Annotated in this window: 28 protein-coding genes; 17 read left to right on the forward strand and 11 right to left on the reverse strand. The window is 74.0% G+C overall.

What is annotated here, in order from left to right:
• Positions 1 to 352: 352 nt before the first annotated feature.
• From LG396_RS38030 to LG396_RS38060, 7 genes are all read left to right on the forward strand, one after another.
• On the forward strand, positions 353 to 1,723 hold the full coding sequence (locus LG396_RS38030) for a glycoside hydrolase family 6 protein (RefSeq protein WP_225798204.1): 1,371 nt from the start codon (positions 353 to 355) through the stop codon (positions 1,721 to 1,723).
• 410 nt (positions 1,724 to 2,133) lie between these two features.
• Positions 2,134 to 4,170, forward strand: coding sequence for a glycoside hydrolase family 48 protein (locus tag LG396_RS38035; protein ID WP_225798219.1), 2,037 nt, complete (start codon positions 2,134 to 2,136; stop codon positions 4,168 to 4,170).
• Positions 4,171 to 4,423: 253 nt separating this feature from the next.
• Positions 4,424 to 5,542 (forward strand): LLM class flavin-dependent oxidoreductase, encoded by a 1,119-nt coding sequence (locus LG396_RS38040; RefSeq protein ID WP_225798205.1) that lies wholly within the window; start codon positions 4,424 to 4,426, stop codon positions 5,540 to 5,542.
• The gene (locus tag LG396_RS38045; protein ID WP_225798206.1) at positions 5,539 to 6,189 is read left to right on the forward strand and encodes an FMN reductase; all 651 of its coding nucleotides are present in this window, start codon (positions 5,539 to 5,541) and stop codon (positions 6,187 to 6,189) included. The genes LG396_RS38040 and LG396_RS38045 overlap by 4 nt, the downstream gene beginning before the upstream one ends.
• Before the next feature lies 1 nt (position 6,190).
• Positions 6,191 to 6,601, forward strand: a complete 411-nt coding sequence (locus LG396_RS38050; RefSeq protein WP_225798207.1) for a tetratricopeptide repeat protein — start codon at positions 6,191 to 6,193, stop codon at positions 6,599 to 6,601.
• Between the two features lie 52 nt (positions 6,602 to 6,653).
• The gene (locus LG396_RS38055; RefSeq protein ID WP_225798208.1) at positions 6,654 to 7,496 is read left to right on the forward strand and encodes a helix-turn-helix domain-containing protein; all 843 of its coding nucleotides are present in this window, start codon (positions 6,654 to 6,656) and stop codon (positions 7,494 to 7,496) included.
• Between the two features lie 73 nt (positions 7,497 to 7,569).
• Positions 7,570 to 8,181, forward strand: coding sequence for a dihydrofolate reductase family protein (locus LG396_RS38060; protein ID WP_225798209.1), 612 nt, complete (start codon positions 7,570 to 7,572; stop codon positions 8,179 to 8,181).
• A gap of 16 nt (positions 8,182 to 8,197) precedes the next feature.
• Here the strand turns inward: LG396_RS38060 and LG396_RS38065 are convergent, their stop codons facing one another.
• Entirely contained in the window at positions 8,198 to 9,370 is a 1,173-nt protein-coding gene (locus LG396_RS38065) for a thiolase family protein (RefSeq protein WP_225798210.1), read from the reverse strand.
• Between the two features lie 115 nt (positions 9,371 to 9,485).
• Between LG396_RS38065 and LG396_RS38070 the strand changes: the two genes are divergently transcribed.
• On the forward strand, positions 9,486 to 10,103 hold the full coding sequence (locus LG396_RS38070; protein WP_037750830.1) for a TetR/AcrR family transcriptional regulator: 618 nt from the start codon (positions 9,486 to 9,488) through the stop codon (positions 10,101 to 10,103).
• Between the two features lie 115 nt (positions 10,104 to 10,218).
• Positions 10,219 to 11,328, forward strand: a complete 1,110-nt coding sequence (locus tag LG396_RS38075; RefSeq protein ID WP_225798211.1) for an ABC transporter substrate-binding protein — start codon at positions 10,219 to 10,221, stop codon at positions 11,326 to 11,328.
• 31 nt (positions 11,329 to 11,359) lie between these two features.
• Here the strand turns inward: LG396_RS38075 and hisF are convergent, their stop codons facing one another.
• From hisF to hisD, 8 genes are read right to left on the reverse strand one after another with little or no spacing between them, the layout of a single operon-like run.
• On the reverse strand, positions 11,360 to 12,148 hold the full coding sequence (gene hisF / locus LG396_RS38080; RefSeq protein ID WP_225798212.1) for an imidazole glycerol phosphate synthase subunit HisF: 789 nt from the start codon (positions 12,146 to 12,148) through the stop codon (positions 11,360 to 11,362).
• The gene (locus tag LG396_RS38085) at positions 12,145 to 12,567 is read right to left on the reverse strand and encodes a RidA family protein (protein ID WP_018842894.1); all 423 of its coding nucleotides are present in this window, start codon (positions 12,565 to 12,567) and stop codon (positions 12,145 to 12,147) included. The genes hisF and LG396_RS38085 overlap by 4 nt, the downstream gene beginning before the upstream one ends.
• Positions 12,567 to 13,307 (reverse strand): bifunctional 1-(5-phosphoribosyl)-5-((5-phosphoribosylamino)methylideneamino)imidazole-4-carboxamide isomerase/phosphoribosylanthranilate isomerase PriA, encoded by a 741-nt coding sequence (gene priA / locus LG396_RS38090; protein ID WP_018835542.1) that lies wholly within the window; start codon positions 13,305 to 13,307, stop codon positions 12,567 to 12,569. The genes LG396_RS38085 and priA overlap by 1 nt, the downstream gene beginning before the upstream one ends.
• Positions 13,307 to 13,975 (reverse strand): imidazole glycerol phosphate synthase subunit HisH, encoded by a 669-nt coding sequence (gene hisH / locus LG396_RS38095; protein ID WP_225798220.1) that lies wholly within the window; start codon positions 13,973 to 13,975, stop codon positions 13,307 to 13,309. Before hisH ends, priA begins: the two co-directional genes overlap by 1 nt.
• A 59-nt stretch (positions 13,976 to 14,034) precedes the next feature.
• Positions 14,035 to 14,199: a CG2302 family histidine operon protein gene (locus tag LG396_RS38100; protein WP_018835540.1), complete on the reverse strand. Its 165-nt coding sequence runs from the start codon at positions 14,197 to 14,199 to the stop codon at positions 14,035 to 14,037.
• Entirely contained in the window at positions 14,199 to 14,792 is a 594-nt protein-coding gene (hisB, locus tag LG396_RS38105; RefSeq protein ID WP_018835539.1) for an imidazoleglycerol-phosphate dehydratase HisB, read from the reverse strand. The genes LG396_RS38100 and hisB overlap by 1 nt, the downstream gene beginning before the upstream one ends.
• Complete coding sequence (locus LG396_RS38110) at positions 14,789 to 15,895, reverse strand: histidinol-phosphate transaminase (protein WP_225798213.1); 1,107 nt, start codon at positions 15,893 to 15,895, stop codon at positions 14,789 to 14,791. Before LG396_RS38110 ends, hisB begins: the two co-directional genes overlap by 4 nt.
• Positions 15,892 to 17,235 carry a histidinol dehydrogenase gene (hisD, locus tag LG396_RS38115; protein ID WP_225798214.1) on the reverse strand — a complete coding sequence of 448 codons (1,344 nt, stop codon included), beginning with the start codon at positions 17,233 to 17,235 and terminating at the stop codon, positions 15,892 to 15,894. The genes LG396_RS38110 and hisD overlap by 4 nt, the downstream gene beginning before the upstream one ends.
• A gap of 161 nt (positions 17,236 to 17,396) precedes the next feature.
• On the opposite strand from hisD, the gene LG396_RS38120 reads away from it, so the two are divergent.
• The 6 genes from LG396_RS38120 (at position 17,397) to LG396_RS38145 (ending at position 23,261) form a co-directional block, all read left to right on the forward strand.
• A complete protein-coding gene (locus tag LG396_RS38120) occupies positions 17,397 to 18,998 on the forward strand; it encodes an oxidoreductase (RefSeq protein WP_100302458.1) in 1,602 nt (533 codons plus the stop codon).
• Between the two features lie 30 nt (positions 18,999 to 19,028).
• On the forward strand, positions 19,029 to 19,766 hold the full coding sequence (locus LG396_RS38125) for an LON peptidase substrate-binding domain-containing protein (protein ID WP_018835535.1): 738 nt from the start codon (positions 19,029 to 19,031) through the stop codon (positions 19,764 to 19,766).
• A gap of 30 nt (positions 19,767 to 19,796) precedes the next feature.
• Positions 19,797 to 20,294, forward strand: coding sequence for a Cys-tRNA(Pro) deacylase (gene ybaK, locus LG396_RS38130; RefSeq protein WP_225798215.1), 498 nt, complete (start codon positions 19,797 to 19,799; stop codon positions 20,292 to 20,294).
• A gap of 275 nt (positions 20,295 to 20,569) precedes the next feature.
• A complete protein-coding gene (locus tag LG396_RS38135; protein ID WP_225798221.1) occupies positions 20,570 to 21,565 on the forward strand; it encodes an ABC transporter ATP-binding protein in 996 nt (331 codons plus the stop codon).
• The gene (locus tag LG396_RS38140) at positions 21,562 to 22,488 is read left to right on the forward strand and encodes an ABC transporter permease (RefSeq protein ID WP_225798216.1); all 927 of its coding nucleotides are present in this window, start codon (positions 21,562 to 21,564) and stop codon (positions 22,486 to 22,488) included. Before LG396_RS38135 ends, LG396_RS38140 begins: the two co-directional genes overlap by 4 nt.
• A 77-nt stretch (positions 22,489 to 22,565) precedes the next feature.
• A complete protein-coding gene (locus tag LG396_RS38145) occupies positions 22,566 to 23,261 on the forward strand; it encodes a hypothetical protein (RefSeq protein ID WP_225798217.1) in 696 nt (231 codons plus the stop codon).
• A gap of 93 nt (positions 23,262 to 23,354) precedes the next feature.
• Here the strand turns inward: LG396_RS38145 and LG396_RS38150 are convergent, their stop codons facing one another.
• On the reverse strand, positions 23,355 to 24,620 hold the full coding sequence (locus LG396_RS38150) for an NYN domain-containing protein (RefSeq protein ID WP_037750847.1): 1,266 nt from the start codon (positions 24,618 to 24,620) through the stop codon (positions 23,355 to 23,357).
• Between the two features lie 236 nt (positions 24,621 to 24,856).
• Here LG396_RS38150 and LG396_RS38155 point away from each other — a divergent pair, with 236 nt between their 5' ends.
• A complete protein-coding gene (locus LG396_RS38155) occupies positions 24,857 to 25,048 on the forward strand; it encodes a hypothetical protein (protein ID WP_037750850.1) in 192 nt (63 codons plus the stop codon).
• Positions 25,049 to 25,053: 5 nt separating this feature from the next.
• Positions 25,054 to 25,242, forward strand: a complete 189-nt coding sequence (locus tag LG396_RS38160; protein ID WP_027745766.1) for a hypothetical protein — start codon at positions 25,054 to 25,056, stop codon at positions 25,240 to 25,242.
• 96 nt (positions 25,243 to 25,338) lie between these two features.
• Here LG396_RS38160 and LG396_RS38165 read toward each other — a convergent pair.
• A partial coding sequence (locus tag LG396_RS38165) for a hypothetical protein (RefSeq protein ID WP_225798218.1) occupies positions 25,339 to 25,588 on the reverse strand: 250 nt, incomplete at its 5' end.

The raw sequence follows: 25,588 nt of genomic DNA on the forward strand, positions 1-25,588 counted from the left end.
GGGGGGCGGCGGGGGGGGGGCCCCCGGCGCCCGGCGGGCGGGGGGGGGGCCCCCCCCCCCCCCCCGCCCCCCCCCCCCCGCCTGTTCGCCACCTGCCCGGTTCGCTCCTACGACCAGTGAAGACGCCCGTCCTCGTGGGCGGACCCTTCACAACACTTCTTTGAGCTGTTAGCCTCGCAACGCGATATGGGAGCGCTCCCACCCTTCATACACCACCGCTCGGGACGCGCGGAGGGAAGGTCAAGATTGACATGTACTCGTCAGTAATCGCGCGCTCCGGCACTGCCCCCCACGCACACCCCCCGCAACCCCCCACCTCCAACGCCCGGGACGGGCGTGGAAGGAGAGCCGCATGAGAAAGTCACGCCTACGTGTCACCGGCGTCAGCGCCGCGGCGCTGGCCGCCACCGGCACCCTGCTGACGTACTCGCTGTCCGCGCCCCCCGCGGCGGCCGAGACCGCGGCGCCCGGCGACAATCCCTACGCGGGCAGCCAGCTCTACGTGAACCCCGACTGGTCCGCCGCGGCCACCCAGGGCGGCGGCGCGGCCATCGCCGACACCCCGACCGCGGTGTGGCTCGACAGCATCGGGGCGATCACCAGTGGCTCCGACGGGTCCAACAGCATGGGCCTGCGCGAGCACATGGACGAGGCGCTGGAGCAGGGTGCCGACGCCATCCAGATCGTCACCTACAACCTGCCGGGCCGCGACTGCGCGGCGCTCGCCTCCCGGGGCGAGCTGGGCCCGACCGAGATCGACCGGTACAAGACCGAGTTCATCGACGCGATCGACGCGATCATCGACGACCCGGCGTACCAGAACCTCAAGGTCATCAACATCGTCGAGATCGACTCGCTGCCCAACCTCATCACCAACGTCGGCGGCCGTGAGACGGCGACGCCCGAGTGCGACGTGATGAAGGCCAACGGCAACTACGTCAAGGGCGTCGGCTACAACCTGGGCACCCTGGGCGACAACGGCAACGTCTACAACTACATCGACATCGGCCACCACGGCTGGATCGGCTGGGACGACAACTTCCAGGCGACCGCCGACCTGCTCTACGAGGCCGCCAACGCCGAGGGCGCCTCCCCCGAGGACGTCACCGGCTTCGCCGCCAACACCGCGAACTACGGCGCCACCGAGGAGCCGTACTTCTCGATCGACGACAGGGCGGGCGACGGCCCCATCCGGGAGGGGCACAGCTCCTGGGTGGACTGGAACCGCTACGTGGACGAGCAGTCCTTCGCGCAGGCGTTCGTGTCGCAGGCCGCCACCAGCGCCGGGTTCCCGTCCGGCATGGGCGCGATCATCGACACCTCGCGCAACGGCTGGGGCGGCGCCGACCGGCCCACCGGCCCCGGCGACATCTCCGGACCGGGTGAGGACTACGTCAACGACAGCCGCACCGACCGCCGGATCCACCTCGGCAACTGGTGCAACCAGAGCGGCGCCGGTCTCGGCGAGCGGCCGACCGCCTCGCCCGCGCCGAACATCCACGCCTACGCCTGGATCAAGCCTCCGGGTGAGTCGGACGGCGCCAGCGAGGAGATCCCGGACGACGACAAGGGCTTCGACCGGATGTGCGACCCGACCTACGAGGGCAACGCGCGCAACCAGTACAACATGTCGGGCGCACTTGACGGCGCGCCGACCTCCGGCCACTGGTTCCAGGCCCAGTTCGAGGAACTGATCGCCAACGCCAACCCGCCGGTGAACTAGCGCACGCGAGTTCCCCCCACCCTCCGCCGCCGGCCGCCGGATCCCGGCGGCGGAGCGGCCCGGTGGCGGCCCCCGGGACGGCCGCCACCGGGCATCCACGGCACCGCGCAGGGCAGCCGCGGCGCCGGGCGCCACCCCCCTCACCGGGCAGCCGTCGCGCCCCACCGGGCGCCGGGCCCCGCGCGGTCCGCCCGGCTCCCGACCGGCCAGGCACCGGCCAGGCACCGGGACCGGCCAGGCACCCGGGACCCGCCCGGCGCCAGGGGCCGGTCCCGTGCCCGGGGCCGGCCCGGCGCCCGGGGCCGGCCCGGCGCCCGGGGCCGGCCCGGCCCCGCCCGCAGCCCCCGCACCTCCACCTCCCACCCCTCCCGCCGGGCCGCGCGCCCGCGGGCTCCCCGAGGAGATCCCCCATGTCCAAGTCACTGTCCCGCCGGCGGTTCACCGCCGCGGCCGGCGGCGCCGCGTTCGCGACGGCCGTCGCAGCGCCCACCGCCGCCCGGGCCGGCACGGCCCCCGAGGAGACGTCGGCGGCGGCGGCCCCGCAGGGTCCGTACGACGACCTCTTCCTCGCCCAGTACGAGAAGATCAAGGACCCGGCCAACGGGTACTTCAGCCCGGACGGCATCCCCTACCACAGCGTGGAGACGCTGCTGGTCGAGGCGCCCGACCACGGGCACGAGACGACGTCCGAGGCGTTCAGCTACTGGATGTGGCTGGAGGCGGCGTACGGCAGGGTCACCGGCGACTGGGGCCCGTTCAACGACGCCTGGGAGAAGACCGAGCAGTACATCATCCCCACCCAGGCCGACCAGCCCACCAACAGCTCGTACAACCCCAGCGCGCCCGCGACGTACGCGCCCGAGCACCCCGACGTCTCCAGTTACCCGTCCCAACTCGACCAGTCCGTATCGGTCGGCCAGGACCCGCTGGCCGCCGAACTGGCCTCCGCGTACGGGACGATGGACATCTACGGGATGCACTGGCTGCTCGACGTCGACAACACCTACGGCTACGGCAACACCCCGGGCACCGGCGGCCAGAACGGCCCCGGCCCCGGCCCTTCGTACATCAACAGCTACCAGCGCGGCGCGGAGGAGTCCGTCTGGGAGACGGTTCCCCAGCCGACGACCGACCTGTTCGAGTACGGCGGCCCCAACGGTTACCTCGACCTCTTCGTCGGTGACGCCTCCTACGCGCGCCAGTGGAAGTACACCAACGCGCCGGACGCCGACGCGCGCGCCGTGCAGGCCGCGTACTGGGCGCTGACCTGGGCCACGGCGCAGGGCAACGAAGGCCAGATCTCGGCATCGGTGGAGCGCGCCGCGAAGATGGGCGACTACCTGCGCTACGCCATGTTCGACAAGTACTTCAAACAGATCGGCGACTGCACCAGCCCCACCGGCTGCCCGGCAGGCTCCGGCCGCAGCTCGCAGCACTACCTGCTCTCCTGGTACTACGCCTGGGGCGGGGCCGCGGGCGGTGGCGGCGGCTGGGCCTGGCGCATCGGCGACGGCGCGTCCCACCAGGGCTACCAGAACCCCTTCGCCGCCTGGGCGCTGTCCACCGTGCCCGCGCTGACCCCCAAGGCCCCCACCGCGAAGAGCGACTGGTCGACGAGCCTGACCCGGCAGCTGGAGTTCCTGCGCTGGCTGCAGTCCACGGAGGGCGGGATCGCCGGCGGCTGCACCAACAGCTGGGAGGGCCAGTACGGCACACCTCCCGCGGGCACGCCCACCTTCTACGGGATGGCCTACGACTGGCAGCCCGTGTACCACGACCCGCCCAGCAACAACTGGTTCGGCATGCAGTGCTGGGGCATGGAGCGGGTCGCGGAGCTGTACTACGCCTCGGGCAACGCGACGGCGCAGGAACTGCTGGAGAAGTGGGTGGCCTGGGTCGTCCCGGAGATCACCGCGGAGGCCGACGGCACCTTCAGCATCCCCGCGACGCTGTCCTGGGACGGCGCCCCGGACACCTGGGACCCGGCGAACCCCGGCGCCAACTCCGGGCTGCACGTCTCGGTCGCGGAGTACGGCACGGACGTGGGCGTCGCCTCGGCGCTGGCCAAGACGCTGACGTACTACGCGGCCAAGGCCGGCGACACCGCGACGGCCGAGGTCGCCAAGCGGCTGCTGGACGCGCTGGCCGCGAACACCGACGCGCTGGGCATCGCGGTGCCGGAGACGCGCGCCGACTACTCGCGCTTCGACGGTGAGGTGTACATCCCGGACGGCTGGTCGGGCACGATGCCGAACGGCGACACCGTCGAGCCGGGCGTGACGTTCATCGAGCTGCGCTCGTGGTACCGCGACGACCCGGACTGGCCGAAGGTGCAGGCGCACCTGGACGGCGGGCCGGCGCCGGAGTTCACGTACCACCGCTTCTGGGCGCAGGCGGGACTGGCGATCGCCTTCGCGGTGTACGCCGAGCTGTTCCCGTCCGCCTGACGCGGCGGGCCGGCCGCCGCCCCGCCACGCGGGGTGGCCGGCCGGCCACCCCGTGTCGGGCCGCCGGCCGGGCCCCGTGCGGGAGGCCGGGCCCGGCCGGCCCCGCAGCTCCCCGGTACGGGCCCTCTCGTCCCTGGCCCCGCGCGGGCCCGTACCGGGGCTCCGACCTGCCAGGACATGGCGGGGAATAGGGTTGCGCGGACACACGTTCTCCGGTGTGATTGAGCTTTCAACCACGGAGAGGGTGAGTCCGGTGCAGTTCGGGATCTTCAGTGTGGGCGACGTGACGCAGGACCCCACCACGGGTCGGGTGCCGAGCGAGCACGAGCGGATCAAGGCGATGACGGCCGTCGCGCTCAAGGCCGAGGAGGTCGGTCTCGACGTCTTCGCCACGGGCGAGCACCACAACCCCCCGTTCGTCCCCTCCTCCCCCACCACCATGCTGGGCTGGATCGCGGCGCGGACGGAGCGGCTGATCCTGTCCACGTCCACCACGCTGATCACGACGAACGACCCGGTGAAGATCGCCGAGGACTTCGCGATGCTCCAGCACCTGGCGGACGGCCGGGTGGACGTGATGATGGGCCGGGGCAACACCGGACCCGTCTACCCCTGGTTCGGCCAGGACATCCGGCAGGGCATCCCGCTGGCCGTGGAGAACTACGCGCTGCTGTACCGGCTGTGGCGCGAGGACGTCGTGGACTGGGAGGGCAGGTTCCGCACCCCGCTCCAGGGCTTCACCTCCACCCCGCGCCCGCTGGACGGCGTGCCGCCGTTCGTCTGGCACGGCTCCATCCGCTCGCCGGAGATCGCCGAGCAGGCCGCGTACTACGGCGACGGCTTCTTCGCCAACAACATCTTCTGGCCGAAGGAGCACTTCCAGCGGCTGATCGAGCTGTACCGCACGCGCTACGCCCACTACGGGCACGGCACGCCGGAGCAGGCGGTCGTCGGCCTCGGCGGGCAGGTGTTCATGCGGAAGAACTCGCAGGAGGCAGTACGGGAGTTCCGGCCGTACTTCGACAACGCACCGGTGTACGGGCACGGCCCGTCGCTGGAGGACTTCACCGAGCAGACGCCGCTGACCGTGGGCAGCCCGCAGGAGGTCATCGACAAGACGCTGACGTTCCGCGAGTCCTTCGGGGACTACCAGCGCCAGCTCTTCCTGGTCGACCACGCGGGCCTGCCGCTGAAGACCGTGCTGGAGCAGCTGGACCTGCTCGGCGAGGAGGTCGTGCCGGTGCTGCGCGAGGAGTTCGCGAAGAACCGTCCGGCGGACGTGCCGGAGGCCCCGACCCACGCGGCCCGCGTGGCGGCCGCGGCCGCCGGGCAGAGCGGGAAGGACAGCGAGAAGGAGGAGGTGGCGAAGTGACCGCGCTGAAGCTGACGGTGGTCTCGGCCGGGCTGAGCGTGCCCTCGTCCACCCGGCTGCTCGCCGACCGCCTGGCAGAGGCGGTACGGCGGCAGCCGGCCGACGACGACCGGCAGGTCGAGGTGCAGGTGGTCGAGCTGCGCGACCTGGCGGCGGACATCGCCCACAACACGGTCACCGGCTTCCCGTCCGCGGCACTCGCCAAGGCGATCGACGCGGTCACGGGCGCCGACGGCCTGATCGCCGTGACGCCGGTCTTCTCCGGTTCGTACAGCGGGCTGTTCAAGTCGTTCTTCGACGTGATCGGGGCGGCGGACGACGGCGCGCTGACCGGGAAGCCGGTGCTGGTCGCGGCGACCGGCGGGACGGCGCGGCACTCGCTGGTGCTGGAGCACGCGATGCGGCCGCTCTTCGCCTACCTGCGGTCCGTCGTGGTGCCGACCGCGGTGTACGCGGCGGCCGACGACTGGGGCGGCAGCGGCGACCCGCTGACGGACACCCTGCCCACGCGCATCGCCCGGGCGGCGGGCGAGCTGGCCGAGCTGATGCACGGCCGGCAGTCGCGCCCGCCCGCGAGCGGTCCCGACCAGGTGGTCCCGTTCGAGCAGCAACTGGCCGCGCTGCGGCCGGAGAGCCGGAAGGAGTGACATGAGCGAGGAGTTCCGGGGCTTCAACGCCTTCGGTCCCGACGGTGAGCCCGCCGCGAGCCGCTGGAGCGACGCGCTGAACATCTTCGCGGCGCCGGAGGCCGCGGACGCGGCCTCGCGCTGGGAGCAGGCCGGGTCGCTCTTCGGGTCGAAGGACTACGTGGGGGCGGCGAAGCTGCTGACCGCGGTGGTCGAGGAGTACCCCGAGCAGGTCGCCCCCCGGCTGCTGCTGGCCCGGGCGTACTACCACTCCGCGCAGCTGACCCGCGCCGAGACCGAGCTGCGCGCGGTGCTGGACCGCGACCCGGTCGAGCACTACGCCCACCTGATGCTGGGCCGTACGCTCCAGCGCCAGGGCCGCGAGCAGGAGGCGGCGGGCGCGCTGCGCACGGCGGAGGCACTCGGCGCGTAGCGCCCGGCGGCGGGCGCCGGACGGCGTGGCGGGCGGGCGCCATACTGGGTCCGTGGAATACGTCGGACGCGTGCCCGCTCCGCCGCTCGACCGGTTCATCGACGACGTCTACTGCCTCACCGGGGTGCCGCGGCACCGGCTGATGAAGGTCCCGCCGATGCCGTCGGCACACCTCTTCCTGCACCTCGGCGGGCCCGTCCGGCTGTGGGACTCGGACCCTTCCGTGCCGTCGGCGCTGATGCCGGACGGGTGGTTCATGGGCGTATGGACCAGGCACTTCCTCTTCGAGTACCCCGCGCGGGTACGGCTCGTCGGGGTGCACTTCAAGCCCTGGGGCATGTCGCCGTTCGCCGGCGTGCCGGCGGCCGAGCTGCGCAACCGGTGGGCACCGCTCGACGCCGTCTGGCAGCGCTCCGCGGACCGGCTCCGGAACCGGGTCGGCGACGGCGGGTCGGCCGCCGAGGCGCTGCGGGTGGTGGAGGAGGAGCTGCGTGCGCACCTCGCCGAGGCCCCGGCGCGCGGTCTCGACCTGGTCCTGCACACGGGCGGGCGGCTGGAGACCTCGCACGGCGGGGTCGCGGTCGGCGCGCTGGCCGATGGCGCCGGGGTGAGCGGCAACCACCTGGCCGGCCTGTTCAAGGCCCACGTGGGTGTCACCCCGAAGCGGATGGCGCGGATCTACCGCTTCGCGCGGCTGATCGTGTCGGTGGACCCCCTGCGCCCGGTCGACTGGTCCGGTCTCGCCCAGGCGGCGGGCTACTTCGACCACGCCCACTTCAGCAGGGAGTTCAAGGACTTCACCGGCCACACCCCCACCGAGTACCTGGCTCTGCGGCGCCGTTTCCCCGCCGACGGGCGGGATCCGCACGACCGCGGCCCGATGCCCGCCGATTGATTTCTTACATGCCCGGGTCCCCCGCGGTGCGGGAAGATCGCGGAAACCCGCAAGGACATGTCGAGGAGAGCCCGTGGGCACGGTGATCATGCACAGTGTGGTGTCGGTGGACGGCTTCATCGCCGACGAGAAGGGCGAGGTCGGCCCCCTGCACGACTGGTACTTCGGCGGTGACGTCCCCCTCACCGCAAGCCGGGAGGGGGAGTTCGACCACTCCGGCGCCTCAACCGGCTTCAGGGTCTCGCGCGCGTCGGCCGACTACGTCCGGTCGACCTGGGCGTCGATCGGCACGATCGTGATGGGCCGCACCCTCTTCGACCAGGTGAACGGCTGGGAAGGCGAGCCGCCCGCCGGCGATCACGTGGTCGTGGTGTCCCACCGGCCCAAGCCCGAGGGGTGGCATCCCGAGGCGTCCTGCCACTTCGTCGACAACGTGCCGGGCGCGATCGACAAGGCCCGGGCGCTGGCGGGGGACCGGGTCGTCGCCGTGAACGCCGGCGACGCCGGCGCCCAGGCCCTCGCGGCCGGTCTGGTGGACGAGGTGGCGATGGACGTGGTCCCGGTGGTGTTCGGATCGGGCAGGCGCTACTTCGGCGGCATCGACGGCCCCCGGATGCTGGAGGACCCGCACGTGGTCATCCAGGGCGAGGGCGTGCTGCACCTGAAGTTCAAGGTACGCCGCTAGGACCGGACGACAGCCGCTATCGGAGGCGTTCCACGATGGTCGCGTTCGCCAGACCGCCCGCCTCGCACATCACCTGGAGCCCGTAGCGGCCGTCCACCGCGTCCAGCGCCCCCAGCAGCGTGCCCAGCAGCCGCGTGCCCGAGGCGCCCAGCGCGTGGCCCAGGGCGATCGCGCCGCCGTGGACGTTGACCCGGTCCGGGTCGGCGCCCACGTCGCGCTGCCACGCCAGCGGCACCGGCGCGAACGCCTCGTTCACCTCGAAGGCGTCGATGTCGTCGACCGTCAGCCCCGCCTTCGCGAGCACCTTGCGGGTCGCCGGTACGACGCCCATCAGCATCAGCACCGGGTCGTCGCCCGTCACGGCGAAGGAGTGGAACCGCGCCCGGGGTGCGAGGCCCAGCTCCGCGGCCCGCTCCTCGCTCATGATCAGCACGGCGGAGGCGCCGTCCGTGAGCGGCGAGGAGTTGCCGGGTGTGATGTGCCAGCCGATCTCGGGGAAGCGCTCGGCGACGGCCGGGTCGTAGAAGGACGGCTTGAGCGCGGCGAGCCCGTCCAGGGACGTCGACGGCCGTACGGTCTCGTCCCTGCGGTGCTCCCCCACCGGCACCACGTCCGCGTCGAAGGCGCCCTGCTCCCACGCCCGTACCGCGAGGCGGTGCGAGCGCTCCGAGAAGGCGTCCAGGTCCGTGCGCCCCAGCCCCCACCGCGCCGTGATCAGCTCCGCGGAGTGGCCCTGGGCGATCAGCCCGCCGGGGTAGCGGCCGGCGAGCCGGTCGCCGAACGGGTCCCGGCCGACGGCGGCCGTGCCCATCGGCACCCGGCTCATCGACTCGACCCCGGCGGCCACGGCGATGTCGTACGCCCCGGCCATCACCCCCTGCGCCGCGAAGTGCGCGGCCTGCTGCGAGGAGCCGCACTGCCGGTCGACGGTGGTGCCGGGCACGGACTCGGGGAAGCCGGAGGCGAGCACGGCGTTGCGGGCGACGTTGAACGACTGGTCGGCGGCCTGGGTGACGCAGCCGGCGATCACGTCGTCGAGCCGCGCGGGGTCGAGGCCGTTGCGGTCGACGAGCGCGCGCAGCACCTCGGCCAGCAGGTCGACGGAGTGGACGCCGGACAGGGCGCCGCCGGGCTTGCCCTTGCCGGAGGCCGTGCGGACGGCGTCGACTACGACTGCGGTGGTGGTCATGGGCGGTGCGCCCCTCTCTCGCTGAAGCTCGTCACGGTTCTCGTCATGGCCGGCTACTGCAGAGTTACATACCGGGAGTACGTATGTACAGGGTAACCCCGCCTAGAATGCGCGCATGAAGACGCGCAGAACGCAGCAGGAGCGCACGGCGTCGACGACGAAGGACCTGGTCGGCGCCGCCCGCGCGCACTTCGCCCGGGACGGCTACGCCACCGCCTCCCTCGACGCGATCTGCGACCGGGCGGGCATCTCGAAGGGCGCGCTCTACCACCACTTCCGCAACAAGCAGACCCTCTTCCGCGCCGTCTACGAGGCCGAGCAGCACCGGCTGCGCGACGCCATCGCCGCCGCCTTCCGCGCCTGCCCGGACCCGTGGGACGGCCTGCGCGCGGGCCAGCGCGCGTTCCTCACCGGCTCCATCGAGCCCGGCACCCAGCGGATCACGCTGCTCGACGCCCCGGGGGCGCTGGGCTGGGCCGTGATGCGCGAGGTGCAGGCGGACTGCCGGGCGATGACGCGGCGCGGTCTGGAGCAGGCGGTCCACGCCGACGGCGACAGCGCCGTTCCGGCGGTGGAGTTGGACGCGATGGCGTCGGTGGTCTTCGGGGCGCTGTGCGAGTGCGCGATGGCGGTGGCGCACGCGCCGGACCCGGACGCGGTGCTGGCGGCGTCGCTGCGGCAGGTGGACCTGCTGGTGACGGCGCTGCCGGGAGCGGGGGCGCGGGCCGTGTGAGCGGGCCCGGTGAGCAAGCCCGGTGAGCGGGCCCGGTCAGCGGGCCCGGTCAGCGGGCCCGGCGAGCCGTCCGCGGACCGATAATCGGTTGCCGTCGGACCCGGCGGCCGGTGCAATGGCCGCCATGGTCACCCAGGCGCGCCCGGCGCGACGAGACGACGAGCCCGTACGCATCGGCGCCCTCGCCCCCCTCACCCCGCCCGGCTGGGCCGAGGCCGGCCGGCATCTGGTCGCCGGACTCGAACTCGCCGCCCGCGAGGTCAACGACGCCGGCGGCATCGCCGGCCGCCCCCTGGAGCTGGTGGTGCGCGACACCGCCGCCGATCCGCGGCGGGCCGAGGCGGCCGTCGACGAGCTGGCCGGGCTGGGCGTCGCCGCGCTGGCCGGCGAGTACCACAGCGTCGTCGCCCGCACCGCCGCCGCCCGGGCCGACGACCTCGGCGTGCCGTTCCTGTGCTCGTCGGCGGTCCTGGACGCGCTGACCGAGCAGCCGGCCGACGGCATAGCGCGGATCGCCCCGGCGCAGTCCCACGGCTGGCGGCTCTACGCGGACTTCCTCCTCGGCGCCGGCCACCGCCGCATCGCCGTGGCGACCCAGCCGAGCGTGTACTGGGCGTCCGGGACCCGGATCCTGCACGGTGAACTCGCCCCGCGCGGCGGCACCGTGGTCGAGCTGGACGTGGGCGCGCTCACCCCGGAGGCCCTCTGCGACGCGCTCGCCGGCAGCGGCGCGACGGCCCTGCTGCTGCTCGTCGGCCACCCGGACCCCGCGGTGCCGCTCGTGCGGGCCGTACGCGGCGACCCCCGCCTGGCCGGGCTGCTGATCGGCGCGCCGGCCGGGCAGCCGGAGTTCGCCGGCTGGGCGGCGGAGCTGGGCGCCGCGGGCGCCGGGGTGCCGTTCCTGCGCTACCTGCCCGCACGCCCCACGCCGCTCGGCGTACGGGTCGGGTCGGCGCTGCGCGAACGGCTCGCCGAAGCACCCTCGTTCGTCGCCTTCGAGGGCTACGACACCGTCGCCGTCCTCGCCGACGTGCTGCGCCGCCGGGGTGCGGCCGGGGCGCGTACCGCCGCCTGGGCGGACGTCGCGGTCGACGGGACCCGCGGGCCGATCCGGTTCTCCCGGGTGCCGGGGATCGACGTGTGGCAGTGGGCCTGGCCGCCGGTCCAGGTCGTCGACCGGGACCCGGCGGACCCCGGCAGCTTCCGGGTCCTGCACACCGGCTGAGCGGGCGGCCGGAAACGCCGCTCGGCCCCGCTCAGCCCGGCGCCGGCGTGCCCCGCACCGCGCAGCCCGCCGTGCGCAGCGTCTCCTTGACCTCGCCGATCCGCAGATCCCCGAAGTGGAACACCGACGCCGCCAGCACCGCGTCCGCGCCCGCGTCGATCGCCGGCGGGAAGTGGTCGAGGCGGCCCGCGCCGCCGCTGGCGACGACGGGGACCGTCACGTGCTTGCGCACGGCGGCGATCATCTCCGTGTCGTAGCCGTCCTTGGTGCCGTCGGCGTCCATCGAGTTGAGCAGGATCTCGCCCGCGCCCAGCTCCGCGGCCTGCCGCGCCCACTCGACGGCGTCGGTGCCCGTGCCGCGACGTCCGCCGTGCGTGGTGACCTCGAAACCCGAGGGCGTCGTGGCGCCGTCGCCGCAGCGCCGCGCGTCCACGGAGAGCACCAGCACCTGGCGGCCGAAGCGCTCGGCGATCTCGCGGATCAGCTCCGGCCGGGCGATGGCCGCGGTGTTGACGCCGACCTTGTCGGCGCCGGCGCGCAGCAGCCGGTCGACGTCCGCCACCGTGCGTACGCCGCCGCCGACCGTGAGCGGGATGAAGACCTGCTCCGCCGTGCGGCGCACCATCTCGTACGTCGTCTCGCGGTCGCCGGAGGACGCGGTGATGTCGAGGAACGTCAGCTCGTCGGCGCCCTCCGCGTCGTACACCTTCGCCATCTCGACGGGGTCCCCGGCGTCGCGCAGATTGCGGAAGTTGACGCCCTTGACGACGCGGCCGCCGTCCACGTCGAGGCAGGGGATGACCCGTACCGCCAGGGTCATGCGCCGGCCGCTTCCCGGGAGCCGCCGGGGCGGTATGCCTCGACCTCGACCTCGACGACCAGCCGCGGGTCGACGAAGCCGGAGACGATGATCAGCGACGCGGCCGGGCGGATCGCGCCGAACAGCTCCTTGTGCGCACCGCCGACCGCCTCCACGTCGCGCGCGTGGGTGAGGAACATCCGGGTCCGCACGACGTCCTCGCGCTCCAGGCCGATCTTCTTCAGCGCCTCGAACGCGACGCCGAAGGCGGTCATGGCCTGCGTGTGCGGATCGCCCTCGCCGACGATCACGCCGTCCACGACGGACGTGCAGCCGGCCACCAGCACGAGGCCGTTGGGCAGCTCCACCGCCCGCGAGTAGCCGAACTCCTCCTCCCAGGGGGCACCGGACGAGATACGACGCACACCGCCACCGGCCATCAGGACACCGCCTCCAACGCCTCTTCCATCGTGAACGCCTTCGCGTAGAGCGCCTTCCCGACGATCGCGCCTTCGACTCCTTCGGGGACCAGCGTGGCGATGGCCCGCAGGTCGTCGAGGGAGGAGACGCCGCCGGAGGCGACGACCGGCCGGTCGGTGGCGGCGCAGACGTCGCGCAGCAGTTGCAGGTTGGGGCCCTGGAGCGTGCCGTCCTTGTTGATGTCGGTGACCACGTACCGCGCGCAGCCCTCGGCGTCGAGCCGGGCCAGCGTCTCGAACAGGTCGCCGCCGTCGCGGGTCCAGCCCCGGCCGCGCAGCGTGGTGCCGCGGACGTCGAGGCCGACGGCGATGCGGTCGCCGTGCTCGGCGATGACCCCGGCGACCCACTCGGGGGACTCCAGGGCGGCGGTGCCGAGGTTGACGCGGGTGCAGCCGGTGGCCAGGGCGGCGGCCAGCGACGCGTCGTCGCGGATGCCGCCGGACAGCTCGACCTTGATGTCCATCGACCGGACGACCTCGCCGATACGGGCGCGGTTGTCGCCGGTGCCGAAGGCGGCGTCGAGGTCGACGAGGTGCAGCCACTCGGCGCCGGCCCGCTGCCAGGCGAGCGCGGCCTCCAGCGGGTCGCCGTAGCCGGTCTCGGTGCCGGACTCGCCGTGCACGAGGCGTACGGCCTGGCCGTCGCGGACGTCGACGGCCGGCAGCAGCTCCAGGGCGGTGGTGATCTCGCGGGGCGTCATCAGAGGGTCTCGATCCAGTTCTTGAGGAGCAGGGCACCGGCGTCGCCGGACTTCTCGGGGTGGAACTGGGCGGCCCACAGGGGTCCGTTCTCGACGGCTGCGACGAACGGCTCGCCGTGGGTGCTCCAGGTGACGGCGGGCGCGGTGATGCGCGGGTTGTGCACCTCCAGCTCCCAGCGGCGGGCCGCGTAGGAGTGGACGAAGTAGAAGCGCTCCGCGGCGTCGATGCCCGCGAACATCCGGGAGCCGGCGGCGGCCTCGACCGTGTTCCAGCCCATGTGCGGCACGACGTCGGCCTCGAGCGCCTCGACCGTCCCCGGCCACTCGCCCATGCCGTCGGTCCGCACGCCGTGCTCGACGCCCTGCTCGAAGAGGATCTGCATGCCGACGCAGATGCCCAGCACCGGCCGGCCGCCGGCGAGCCGGCGTTCGACGACCCAGTCGCCGCGGGCCTCTTTCAGCCCGCCCATGCAGGCGGCGAAGGCGCCGACGCCGGGCACCAGCAGGCCGTCGGCGGCCATCGCCCGCTCGTAGTCCCCGGTGATCTCCACCTCGGCGCCGGCGCGGGCGACGGCGCGCTCGGCGGAGCGGACGTTGCCGAAGCCGTAGTCGAAGACGACGACGCTCTTGCGCCCGCCCTGCCCCTCGCCGCGGCGGGCGGCGGGCACGGCGGCCGGCGCCGCCGCGGCTCCGGGGCCGGCGGAGGCGGTGGACGCGGCGCGGTCGCTCAACCCCACACCCCCAGCCGCAGGATGCCCGCGGCGAGCGCCATCGCGGCGCCGATGGCGAGCACGGCGATCACGTTCTTCGACTGGCGCTGCTTGACGAAGGAGATGACGCCGCCGAGCAGGAAGAGCCCCACGAAGATCAGCAGTATCGACAGGCCGTTCATTACAGCGCGCCCTTGGTCGACGGGATGCCGGTCTGCCGCGGGTCGATCTCCGAGGCGTAGCGCAGCGCGCGGGCCAGCGCCTTGAACTGGCACTCCACGATGTGGTGCGCGTTGCGCCCGTACGGCACGTGGACGTGCAGCGCGATCTGCGCCTGGGCGACGAACGACTCCAGGATGTGCCGGGTCATCGTCGTGTCGTAGTCGGCGCCGATCATCGGGGCCATGCCCTCGGGCTCGGTGTGCACCAGGTAGGGGCGGCCGGAGAGGTCGACGGTGACCTGGGCCAGCGACTCGTCCAGGGGCACGGAGGCGTCGGCGAACCGCACGATGCCGCGCTTGTCGCCGAGGGCCTGCCGGAAGGCGGCGCCCAGGGCCAGCGCGGTGTCCTCCATGGTGTGGTGGCTGTCGATGTGCAGGTCGCCGTCGGTCTTGACGGTGAGGTCGAACAGGCCGTGGCGGCCCAGCTGGTCGAGCATGTGGTCGAAGAAGCCGACGCCCGTCGACACTGAGACCTCGCCGCGGCCGTCGAGGTCCAGCTCGACGACGACCGAGGTCTCCTTCGTGGTGCGCTCGACGCGGCCCACGCGGGTCATGAGTTGCTCTCCTTCTTCAGCGCGCGCACCGCATCGAGGAACGCGTCGTTCTCCGCCGGTGTACCTGCGCTGACGCGCAGGAAGCCGGGCACGCCGTTGTCCCGGACCAGCACGCCCGCATCCAGCAGCCGCTCCCACACGGCGTGCGCGTCGGGGAAACGGCCGAACTGGACGAAGTTGGCGTCGGACTCGGTGACCTCGCACCCGAGCGCGGTCAGCTCCGACACCAGCCGGTCCCGCTCCTGCTTGAGCTGTTCGACGTACTGGAGCAGGGTATCGGTGTGCTCCAGGGCGGCGAGCGCGGTGGCCTGGGTGACGGCGGACAGGTGGTAGGGCAGCCGCACGAGCTGCACCGCGTCGACCACGGCGGGGTCGGCGGCGAGATAGCCGAGCCGCAGGCCGGCGGCGCCGAAGGCCTTGGACATCGTGCGGGTGAGGACCAGCCGCGGGCGGCCCTCGATCAGCGGCAGCAGCGACGGGCGGTGGCTGAACTCGCCGTACGCCTCGTCCACCACGAGCATCGACGGCTTCGCCGCCTGCGCGGCCTCGTACAGCCGCAGGACGGTCTCGCGCTCGACGGCGGTGCCGGTGGGGTTGTTCGGCGAGCAGACGAAGACCACGTCGGGGCGGTGCTCGGCGATGGCGCGCTCGGCGGCGGCGGCATCGATGGTGAAGTCCGCGCGCCGCGGGCCGGAGAGCCAGCCGGTGCCGGTGCCGCGGGAGATGAGGGCGTGCATCGAGTACGACGGCTCGAAGCCGATGGCCGTGCGGCCGGGGCCGCCGAAGGTCTGCAGCAGCTGCTGGATGACCTCGTTGGAACCGTTGGCCGCCCACACCTGCGCGGTGCCGACCTCGTGCCCGGCGGTGCGCGACAGGTAGCGAGCCAGCTCGGTGCGCAGCTCGACCGCGTCCCGGTCGGGGTAGCGGTTGAGCCGGCGGGCGGCCTCGGTGACGCGCTCGGCGATGCGCCGGACCAGGGGCTCGGGCAGCGGGTAGGGGTTCTCGTTGGTGTTCAGCCGGACGGGCACGTCGAGCTGGGGCGCGCCGTACGGGGACTTGCCGCGCAGCTCGTCGCGGACGGGCAGTTCGTCGATCGCGGTCACAGCTCCGGCACCTTCCAGTCGAACCTGGCCTTCAGCGCGGCCCCGTGGGCGGGCAGGTCCTCGGCCTCCGCGAGGTTGACCACGTGCGCGGCGACCTCGGCGAGGGCGTCGCGCGTGTAGTCCACGACGTGGATGCCCTTGAGGAAGGACTGCACGGACAGGCCCGAGGAGTGGCAGGCGCAGCCGCCGGTGGGCAGCACGTGGTTGGAGCCGGCGCAGTAGTCCCCCAGCGAGACCGGGGCGTACGGGCCGACGAAGATCGCGCCGGCGTTGCGCACCCGGGCGGCGAGCGCGGCGGCGTCGGCCGTCTGGATCTCCAAGTGCTCGGCGGCGTAGGCGTCGACGACGCGCAGGCCGGCCTCCAGGTCGTCCACGAGCACGATGCCGGACTGCCGCCCGGCCAGCGCGGCGCTGACCCGCTCGACGTGCCGGGTCGCGGCGACCTGCGTCTTCACCTCGGCCTCGACGGCCTCGGCGAGCCGCTCGGAGGGCGTGACGAGGACGGCGGCGGCCAGCTCGTCGTGCTCGGCCTGGCTGATGAGGTCCGCGGCGACGTGCGCCGGGTCGGCGGTGTCGTCGGCGAGGATGGCGATCTCGGTGGGGCCGGCCTCGGCGTCGATGCCGATGCGGCCCTTCAACAGGCGCTTGGCGGCGGCCACATACACGTTCCCCGGGCCGGTGACCAGGTCGACGGGAGCGCACTCCTCGGTCCCGTACGCGAACATGGCGACGGCCTGGGCGCCTCCTGCTGCATACACCTCGTCCACGCCGAGCAGGGCGCAGGCGGCGAGGATCGTCGGGTGCGGCAGGCCGGCGCCCCACGAGTTCGGCACGTCCTTCTGCGGGGGCGAGGAGACGGCCAGCGACGGCACGCCCGCCTCCTGGGCCGGCACCACGTTCATCACGACGGACGACGGGTACACGGCCTGGCCGCCCGGCACGTACAGCCCGACGCGGGCGACGGGCAGCCAGCGCTCCGTGACCGTCCCGCCGGGGACGACCCGGACCTCGGTGTCGGTCCTGCGCTGCTCGCGGTGGACGATGCGGGCGCGGCGGATCGACTCCTCCAGCGCGGCGCGCACCTTCGGGTCCAGCTCGGCCAGCGCGCGCGTGAGCGCCCGCGCGGGCACGCGGAGGCGCTCCAGGGTCACGCCGTCGAAACGCTCTGTGATCTCGATCACCGCCGCCGTGCCGCGATGCCGGACGTCCTCGCACAGCGGGCGCACCTTCTCCAGGGCGGCCTCGACGTCCAGCTCGGCACGGGGCAGCAGGTCGCGGTCGATGCCGCCGCCTGCGTCGGAAGCGGCGGCGGGGCCGCGCAGATCGATTCGGGAGATCACGGGTCCAAGTCTCTCAGACGGCCCGGGCGCCCGGCCCGGTTGTCCACAGGCTGGACCGCAAATTCGTCACTGTCAGTACGTGGTACTAGCGTTCAGTGTGCCGTCCCGAGGGGAATCAGAGCCGTACGGGACGGACGCGGGCAGAGCAGGGGAGCGTGTCGTTGACCGCTGTACAGCACGACCGGGCGGAGGCGCCCGAGGACCTTTCGGCGACGGAGCGGGGGCTGTGGCACGCCTTCCAGGAAGGAGCGACGCTCGATCTGCGCTCGCGCGATCCCGGGCAGAACGACCCGGCCGGGCTGCACGTCTGGGGGCCGGAGCGCAGCGTACGCGCTTCCTTACTCGCCCGGCTCCTGCTGCACGGCCCGCCGGCCCGCCCCGGCCGGGTGTCGTCCCTGAAGCTGGCCGGCGCATACGTGACCGGCACGCTCGACCTCTCCGGGGGCCAGGTCGAGCCCTATGTGGAACTGCGCAACTGCCGCTTCGAGAACGAGGTGCTGCTGCCCGAGTGCTCCTTCGCCACGCTGCGCCTGGTGGAGTGCTCGGTGCCGCGGCTGGAGGGCGCCCGGCTGACCACGAGCGGCGACCTGCACATGCCCCGCTGCACCGTGGACGGCGGCATCCGGCTGACCGACGCGCACATAGGCACGGACCTGCTGCTCAGCCAGCTGACCGTCGGCCGTGACCGGCGCGGCGTGGCGATAGCCGCCGACGGCATCACCGTCGGCCAGGACCTCCAGGCCGATCTGCTGCAGGCGCACGGGGAGATGCGGATGCGCGGCGCGACCGTCGGCGTCTCGCTCAACCTGAGCGGCAGCGTCCTGCGCAACCCGTACGGCAAGCGCGCGCTCAACGCGCCGCAGCTCACCGTCGAGCGCTCGCTGCACATGGGCCCCGCGGCGGTCCCCGAGGCGGCGACGGGCGGCGCCACGCCCCCGTACGGCATCAGCGGCCACACCCCTCCGCGCGGCACGCGGATGCAGCGCTTCGAGTGCCACGGCGGGCTGCGCCTGGACGACGGCCGCTTCGGCGACTCCGTCGACCTCGACGGCGCGCGCTTCGTGATGGACCCGGAGCAGGAGATGTCCATGCGCCGGATCCAGACGCCGGAACTGCGGTTCATGGGGCGCGAGCCGGAGGGCGGCAAGGTGGTGCTGTCCGGCGCCCGGGTCGTCAACCTCCGCGACAAGTACACGAGCTGGCCGGGCCCCGGCCGGCTGGCGATGGCCGGCTTCTTCTACGAGCACCTCATACCGGTCGGCGCCTTCCCGCTGGTGCACCGGCTGGAGTGGGTCGAGGCCGCGACCCCGGAGTTCTCCCCCGAGCCGTACGAGCTGCTGGCCGCCGTCCTGCGCAACACCGGGGAGGACCACGACGCCCGCGAGGTCATGCTCGCCAAGCACCGCAGGCAGCGCGAGACGCTGCCGCTGACCGGCAAGGCCTGGGGCCTGCTCCAGGACTGGACGGTCGCGTACGGCTACCGCCCCACCCGCGCCGTGGTGTGGATGGCGGTGCTCTGGGCGGTCGGTTCGCTGTACTTCGGGCAGCAGGAGCCGCGCGCGCTGCGCCCCGGCGAGGGGCCCGAGTGGAACCCGCCGCTCTACGTGCTCGATCTGCTGCTGCCCGTCATAGACCTGGGGCAGGACAACGCCTGGCACCAGTCGGGGCATTACCAGTGGACGGCCACGCTGCTCGTGCTCGCCGGCTGGGTGCTTGCCACCACGGTGGCGGCCGGCGTCTCCCGTGCGCTGCGCCGCCAGTGAGGTACCGGCCGGGACCGTTAGGATCCGCCTGTGACCACCGCACGCCTGCCCCTCTTCCCGCTGAACGCGGTGCTGTTCCCGGGCCTCGTCATGCCCTTGAACGTGTTCGAGGAGCGGTACCGGGCGATGATGCGCGACCTGCGCAAGCTGCCCGAGTCGGAGCGGCGGTTCGGCGTGGTGGCGATCCGTGACGGCCGCGAGGTCGCGCCCACGGGGCCCGGCCTGCCGGACCCGACCTCGCTGCCCGAGCGCGGGCCGGCGGCGGGCTTCGGCGCCGACCCGATGCAGGCGTTCTACGGCGTCGGCTGCGTCGCGGACGCGGCGACGATCCGGGAGAAGGACAGCGGCGGGTACGAGGTGCTGGTCACCGGCACCCGCCGGTTCCGGCTGCTGTCGGTGGACGCCTCGGGCGAATATCTGACCGGTGAGGTGGAGGCGCTGCCGGAGGAGTCGGGCGAGGGCGCGGGCGTGCTGTCCGCGGCGGTCGTACGGGCCTTCAGGACGTACCAGAAGAGGTTGGCCGGCGCCCGCGAACGCTCCCTCGGCGCGGCCACGGAGCTGCCGGACGAGCCGTCGGTGCTGTCGTATCTCGTCGCCGCGGCGGCGGTGCTGGACACCCCGTCGAAGCAGCAGCTCCTCCAGGCGCGGGACACCGCGGCCCGGCTGTCGGCGGAGCTGAAAATCCTGCGGCGCGAGAGCGCGGTGCTGGGTAAGCTCCCGTCGCTGCCCGCGGTCGACCTGACGCGGACGCCGACGAGCCCCAACTGAGCCCCCGCTCCCGGCCCCGACACCTCTCCCATGGCAAAGAAGAAGCAGACCGGGTCCACCCCGGCCACCGTGGCGCTGACCAAGACCGGCGCCGAGTTCACCGTCCACGCGTACGCCCACGACCCCGCCGCCGCGTCGTACGGCGAGGAGGCGGCCGAGGCGCTCGGCGTCGACCCGGGCCAGGTCTTCAAGACCCTGGTCGCGGAGGTCGACGGCGCGCTGACCGTCGCGATCGTGCCCGTCTCCGGTGCGCTGGACCTCAAGGCGCTGGCGGCGGCGGCCGGCGGCAAGAAGGCCGTGATGGCGGACCCGGCGCACGCCGAGCGCACCACGGGCTACGTCCGCGGCGGCATCTCCCCGCTGGGCCAGCGCAAGCGGCTGCCGACGGTACTGGACTCCTCGGCCGCCGGGCGGCCGACGGTCTGCGTCTCCGCGGGCCGGCGCGGCCTCGAGGTGGAGCTGTCGCCGACGGTGCTGGCGGAGCTGACGGGCGCCGTGGTGGCGCCCATCGCGCGCACCGGCCGCTGAGGCGGCACCGGGCGCGGGGCGGACGGGGCCTAGGCGGGCCGGCGGCCGTGGTTGGCCTTGCCCTTGCGGGTACGCCACTTGCGCTTGCGCGTCTTCTTCGACATGTCCAGGTCATACCGGAGTGCACGGTATCCGTCCAGGTTCCGCGCAGCCCTCCCCCCGGCGGCCGGGCCGTTCGGCACCGCGTACCCTCGTAGTTCGTGAGTACGCGCAGCGAAGCGGCGGGTCCTGCCGCGGCCGGGACCGCCACCCCGCCGGGCGCGGTGGTGTGTGCCGTGCGCGAACTCGTCAAGACCTACCCGGCGCCCCGCGAGACGCGGCTGCGGCGCAAGGACCGGCGGGACAGCCCGTCGCCCGCGGCCCCCGCCGAGCCCGTACGGGCCTGCGACGGCGTCGGCCTCGACATCCGCGCCGGCGAGATCTTCGGCCTCCTCGGCCCCAACGGCGCCGGCAAGTCCACCCTCGTACGCCAGCTCACGGGCCTGCTGCGGCCCGACTCCGGCAGCATCGAGCTGTTCGGCCACGACCTCGTCCGCCGCCCCGAGCTGGCCGCGCGGCTGCTGGCGTACCTCGGCCAGGAGTCCACCGCGCTCGACGACCTCACGGTGGCGCTGGCCGCCGAGACCACCGCCCGGCTGCGCGGCCTGCCCGCCCCCGCGGCGCGCGCCGAGCGCGACGCGGTGCTCGGCGAACTCGGCCTCGACCGCCTCGCCGACCGCCCGCTGCGCCGGCTCTCCGGTGGCGAGCGGCGGCTGGCGTGCGTGGCGGCGGCACTGGTCGGGGAGCGCCCGCTGCTGGTGCTGGACGAGCCGACGACGGCCATGGACCCGGTGGCCCGCCGCGCGGTGTGGGCGGCGATCGACCGGCGCCGGGCCGAGCGCGGCGCGACGGTGCTGCTCGTCACGCACAACGTGATCGAGGCCGAGACCGTGCTCGACCGGGTCGCGGTGCTCGACCGCGGCCGGGTCATCGCGTGCGACTCCCCCGCCGGGCTGAAGGCCCTGGTGGGCGGGGAGGTCCGGGTGGACCTGGTCTGGCGCGACGAGCCGCCGCTCGACGTGCCGCAGATCGCGGAACTGGCCCGCACCGCCCGCCGTACGGGCCGGCGCTGGACGCTGCGGCTGCCGCAGGACGCGGCGCGCGCCGCGGTCGCGGCGGTCACGGGCGGACCGGCGTTCGCCGCGCTGGACGACTTCACGCTGACGACGCCGAGCCTGGAGGACGTGTACCTGGCCCTCGGCGGGCGGGACGAGGGACTGGTGAAGGCATGACGGACGGACATCTCGGCCTCGCGCAGGCCCCGCCCGACGGCTCCGGTGCCGCGGGGACGGGACCGGCGGCGCCCGGGTCCGGCCCCGCCGCCTCTCCAGCGCCGTCCGCGTCCCCGGCACCGTCGCCGTCGGCAGCCGCCGCCCCGGCCCCCGCCGCCGTCGCGCTCGCGCCCCGCGTGCCGCTCTTCCCCGCCCTCGCCGCCGTCTACCGCGCCCAGCTCTCCCGCGCCAAGGTGGCCCGGCTCCCGCTGCTGTTCGTCGCCACCTTCCAGTCCATCGGGATCATGGTCCTGATGCGCGGCGTGGTCGACGCCGAGGCGCGCAGCTCCGAGGCCCACGCCGTGGTCGCCGGGTCGACGGTGCTGATCGTGGCGTTCGTGGCGCTGAACCTGCTCGCCCAGTACTTCGGCCAGCTGCGCGCGACGGGCGGCCTCGACCACTACGCGACGCTCCCGGTGCCACCGGCCGCCGTCGTGCTCGGGGCGGCCGGCGCGTACGCCTCGTTCACCGTGCCCGGCACCGTCGTCACGGCCGTGACGGGCAGCCTCCTCTTCGACCTGCCGCTGACGCACCTGTGGATCCTCGTGGCCGTCGTGCCGCTGTCCGGCGCCGCCCTGGCCGGGCTCGGGGCGGTGCTCGGGCTGCTGGCGCCGCGGCCGGAGCTGGCGACGCTCTGCGGCCAGCTCGGCATGTCGGCGGCGCTGCTCCTCGGGGTGCTGCCCGCGGAGCGGATGCCGGGGCCGGTGTCCTTCGCGCGGGACCTGCTGCCGTCCACGTACGGCGTGGAGGCGCTGATGGAGACGTTCGCCCCGGCTCCCGACTGGGCCGCGGTCCTCGCCGACCTGGGGGTTTGCGCCGGGGTCGGGGTGCCCGCGCTGGCCGCGGCGACGTGGGCGTACCGCCGGGCGGCGCTGCGGTCGTGAGCACGCGCGGTCACGGCGACATTCCGAACGACCGTCCTGGCTACGGCGGGCACCTCCCGCCCTGGCACGATGACGGGGTGACCGCTCCCCTGACACCGCACGAGCAGCCGCCGCACGAGCAGCCGGCCCACAACCCGTGGCACTACCCGTCCGCACCGGGCGCCACCGCCGACACGACGACGAGCCGGAAGCGCGGCCGCTGGTCGAAGGGGGGCGGCGACGACAACCTCGACACGCAGGTGTGGCACGCGTTCCTGATCCTGGCGGGCGTCGCGGCGCTGGGGCTGCTGCTGGGCTTCCTGTGGGAGCGGTTCGCGCCGCGGGTGGCGCTGGTGGTGCGCGGGGGCGAGGCCTGGCTCAAGCAGAGCGAGAGCGAGGACGCCATCTCCATCGACGGCACGTTCGCGCTGCTCGGGCTGGCTTTCGGCGCGGTGACGGCGCTGGCGGTGTTCCTGTGGCGGCGGCGCGGCGGGTGGCCGCTGGTGCTGGGCCTCGCGCTGGGCTCGCTGATCGGTGCGGTGGTGGCCTGGCGGTTCGGCATCGCGCTGGGCCCGCCGCAGAACGTGGACGAGCGAGCCGCGGAGATCCGCGACGGCGGCGCCCTCAACGCACCGCTGGAGCTGAAGGCCAAGGGCGCGCTGCTGGCGTGGCCGGGGGCGGCGATGGCCGTGCATCTGGTGCTGACCGGGCTGTTCGGGCCGCGCGACCCCGAGCCGCAGGCGCCCCCGCCGCCCACGGGCGGCTGGCAGGGCTGGGGCTCGCCGACGGGCTGAGAGGCGGGCGGGATCCGGCTCGTACGGGACCGGCCGGACGCGGTACGCGGCCGGGCGGCCGGCTCCGTACCCCCTCCGCCTGATCCGGCGGCGCTAGGCCTCCGGCTCCGCCGCCTGCGCGTGCTCGGCGGCCGAGCTGACGTCCACCTCGCGCCAGAACCCGGCCCGGATCGCGTATCGGTCGCGCTCGTCGATCTGGTCGTCCTTGTGGGCCAGCAGCCCGAAGCGGGCGGCGTAGCGCAGCAGCTCGCCGTCGATACGGTGCGGGATGCGCGGGTACTGGCCGGCCAGCAGCCGCAGCTTCAGCTGGTCCGCCAGCCGCTCCATCCACCGCCGCGCGAAGACCTGCCCCACCTCGAACGGGTCGCCGCCGATGACGGTGATGTCCTCCTCGCGGTCCGCCCAGCGCTGCTCCGCCGTGGTGAGCTGGGCGAGCGTCGGCAGCCCGGCGATGTCCGGCGGCTCGGCGCCCGGCCGCTCCACCCATCCCCGGTCGGACGACCAGCGCAGGGTGGCGCTGCCCGCGGGCGGCCCGTGGCGCCCCTCGGGCGCGGCGGGGCGGCCCAGGCTCGCGAGGTCCTTCGGAGTGGGCACGCCGCCCTTGCCTCCGGGGTCGTCCTCGTCCTCGGGTACGGCGTCGGGCGCCGTGCCCGCCTCGTCGTGGCGGCGCTCGGTGACCGGTGCCGCGGTCTGCGCGGTGCCGTTGGCGACGGTCTGCTTGCCGGCGACGGAGGTCTCGGAGGGCGGTGCGGAGAGGATCGCGGCGATCTCCGGCCGCGGCACGGGGCTGGGGGCGCAGATGCCGGTGAGGTCCTTGGCCCGCATGGCGCGGGTGATCCAGACCCGGTCGAGCACGCGCCGCTCGTCGGCCTCGGCGACGAGGTCCTCGGACTGGTTGTAGTCGCCGTCGGCGGCCTGGACCGCCCACAGGTGCACGGCGACGCCGTGCTCCTTCGCCGACATCATCCCCGGCAGCAGATCGCCGTCGCCGGTGACGAGGACGACGTCGGCGCAGGCGCGGTTGCGGGCCAGTTCGGTCAGCTCCGCGTGCATGGCGGCGTCGACACCCTTCTGGGCCCAGCGGCCGTCGCTGCGGGTGAGCGCGCCGAGGCGGACGGTGACGCGGGACATCACGCGCAGCCGCCGGTGTTCGGGCTGGGGTACGCGGTCGGGGGCGCCGTCGAACCAGTAGATGCGCAGCAGCCGCTGCCCGGTGTCCGCCTCGGCCTGCTCACGCAGGCCCTGGATGAGGGCGGGGTGGTCGACGGTGATCCGGGAGCGGGCGGGTTCCCCGGCGAGCAGGCTCGCGGCGGCGCCCAGCAGGTAGCCGGCGTCCACCAGGACGACGCAGCGGTCCACGATTCACCCTCTTCTCAGCCGGTTCCGGGCCCGTGCCGCGGAGTTCACATCGGGTTGCCTTCGAGTCTGCCCCACTGAGGGGTGGTTAACAGCAGGGCATCGATCATCGGCGTGGCGGACACCGATGCCCGGCCATGAACAGCGCGTACTACGCACGGTAATTATCCGACATGCGAGGCATCTCAGGCCGTGCGAAGGTGATCTCCGCGGGGGTCCGCGCCTGTAAAGGATCAGTGATGGGTAAGCGCAAGAACCGCGAGAAGAAGCAGCAACAGCACTCCCACCGGGACAAGTACGCCGGGTCGCCGGCAGGCATACCGAACCGCGGCCGGCAGCGGCCGCTCGACGAGGCCCCGCCGCCGGAGGACACCCGGGCAGCGACGCCCGCGGGCGACTTCGGGCAGCGTCCCCGGCCCGGGGAGCGGTGAGCCCCGTGAGCCGTAAGAACAGGAACCGCCAGAACGAACGCGCCGCCTCCCCGCAGGAGGAGCGCGGCGCGGACACCGACGCCACCGCCCCCTCCGGCGGGCCGCCGCCGGACCAGGTCAGCGAGGCTGTGAACCCGGGCTCCGGGAGCCACAAGACGCAGAAGCACAAGGAGAAGCGCTTCGGTCACAACTGAGCGCGGCCCGGCGGGCGCGCCCCTCGCGGGCGCGCCCGCGCACGCCGGCGTGGCCGCGGGGGCGGGACTTTCCCCGCCCCGGCGGCCGCGCGGCCGTCAGCCCGCCAGGCAGGAGGGCCCGAGCAGGGCCTTGAGGTCGCCGAAGAGCGCCGGATCCGACGTCACGCGGTGCCGGTCGAGGCGGAGCACGGTGGTGGTGCGGGAGCCCTGGAGCTTCACGCGCACCTCCGTGCCGCCGCGGTGCTGCGACAGCACCTCGCCCAGCTTCTCCACCAGCGGCGGGGTGACCTTGACCGTCGGAATCGTGATCGTCACGGGCGCGTTGGCGGACACCTCGGACAGGTCG

This window comes from Streptomyces aculeolatus, from assembly GCF_020400605.1.
In the GTDB taxonomy this organism is placed as follows: domain Bacteria; phylum Actinomycetota; class Actinomycetes; order Streptomycetales; family Streptomycetaceae; genus Streptomyces; species Streptomyces aculeolatus.

Excerpts from the sequence above, each read along its gene's own strand:
- LG396_RS38030 (WP_225798204.1), top strand. The coding sequence starts at position 353 with ATGAGAAAGTCACGCCTACGTGTCACCGGCGTCAGCGCCGCGGCGCTG.
- LG396_RS38035 (WP_225798219.1), top strand. The coding sequence starts at position 2,134 with ATGTCCAAGTCACTGTCCCGCCGGCGGTTCACCGCCGCGGCCGGCGGC.
- LG396_RS38050 (WP_225798207.1), top strand. The coding sequence starts at position 6,191 with ATGAGCGAGGAGTTCCGGGGCTTCAACGCCTTCGGTCCCGACGGTGAG.
- LG396_RS38065 (WP_225798210.1), bottom strand. The coding sequence starts at position 9,370 with ATGACCACCACCGCAGTCGTAGTCGACGCCGTCCGCACGGCCTCCGGC.
- LG396_RS38070 (WP_037750830.1), top strand. The coding sequence starts at position 9,486 with ATGAAGACGCGCAGAACGCAGCAGGAGCGCACGGCGTCGACGACGAAG.
- LG396_RS38075 (WP_225798211.1), top strand. The coding sequence starts at position 10,219 with ATGGCCGCCATGGTCACCCAGGCGCGCCCGGCGCGACGAGACGACGAG.
- hisF (WP_225798212.1), bottom strand. The coding sequence starts at position 12,148 with ATGACCCTGGCGGTACGGGTCATCCCCTGCCTCGACGTGGACGGCGGC.
- LG396_RS38085 (WP_018842894.1), bottom strand. The coding sequence starts at position 12,567 with ATGGCCGGTGGCGGTGTGCGTCGTATCTCGTCCGGTGCCCCCTGGGAG.
- priA (WP_018835542.1), bottom strand. The coding sequence starts at position 13,307 with ATGACGCCCCGCGAGATCACCACCGCCCTGGAGCTGCTGCCGGCCGTC.
- LG396_RS38100 (WP_018835540.1), bottom strand. The coding sequence starts at position 14,199 with ATGAACGGCCTGTCGATACTGCTGATCTTCGTGGGGCTCTTCCTGCTC.
- hisB (WP_018835539.1), bottom strand. The coding sequence starts at position 14,792 with ATGACCCGCGTGGGCCGCGTCGAGCGCACCACGAAGGAGACCTCGGTC.
- ybaK (WP_225798215.1), top strand. The coding sequence starts at position 19,797 with ATGGCAAAGAAGAAGCAGACCGGGTCCACCCCGGCCACCGTGGCGCTG.
- LG396_RS38140 (WP_225798216.1), top strand. The coding sequence starts at position 21,562 with ATGACGGACGGACATCTCGGCCTCGCGCAGGCCCCGCCCGACGGCTCC.
- LG396_RS38155 (WP_037750850.1), top strand. The coding sequence starts at position 24,857 with ATGGGTAAGCGCAAGAACCGCGAGAAGAAGCAGCAACAGCACTCCCAC.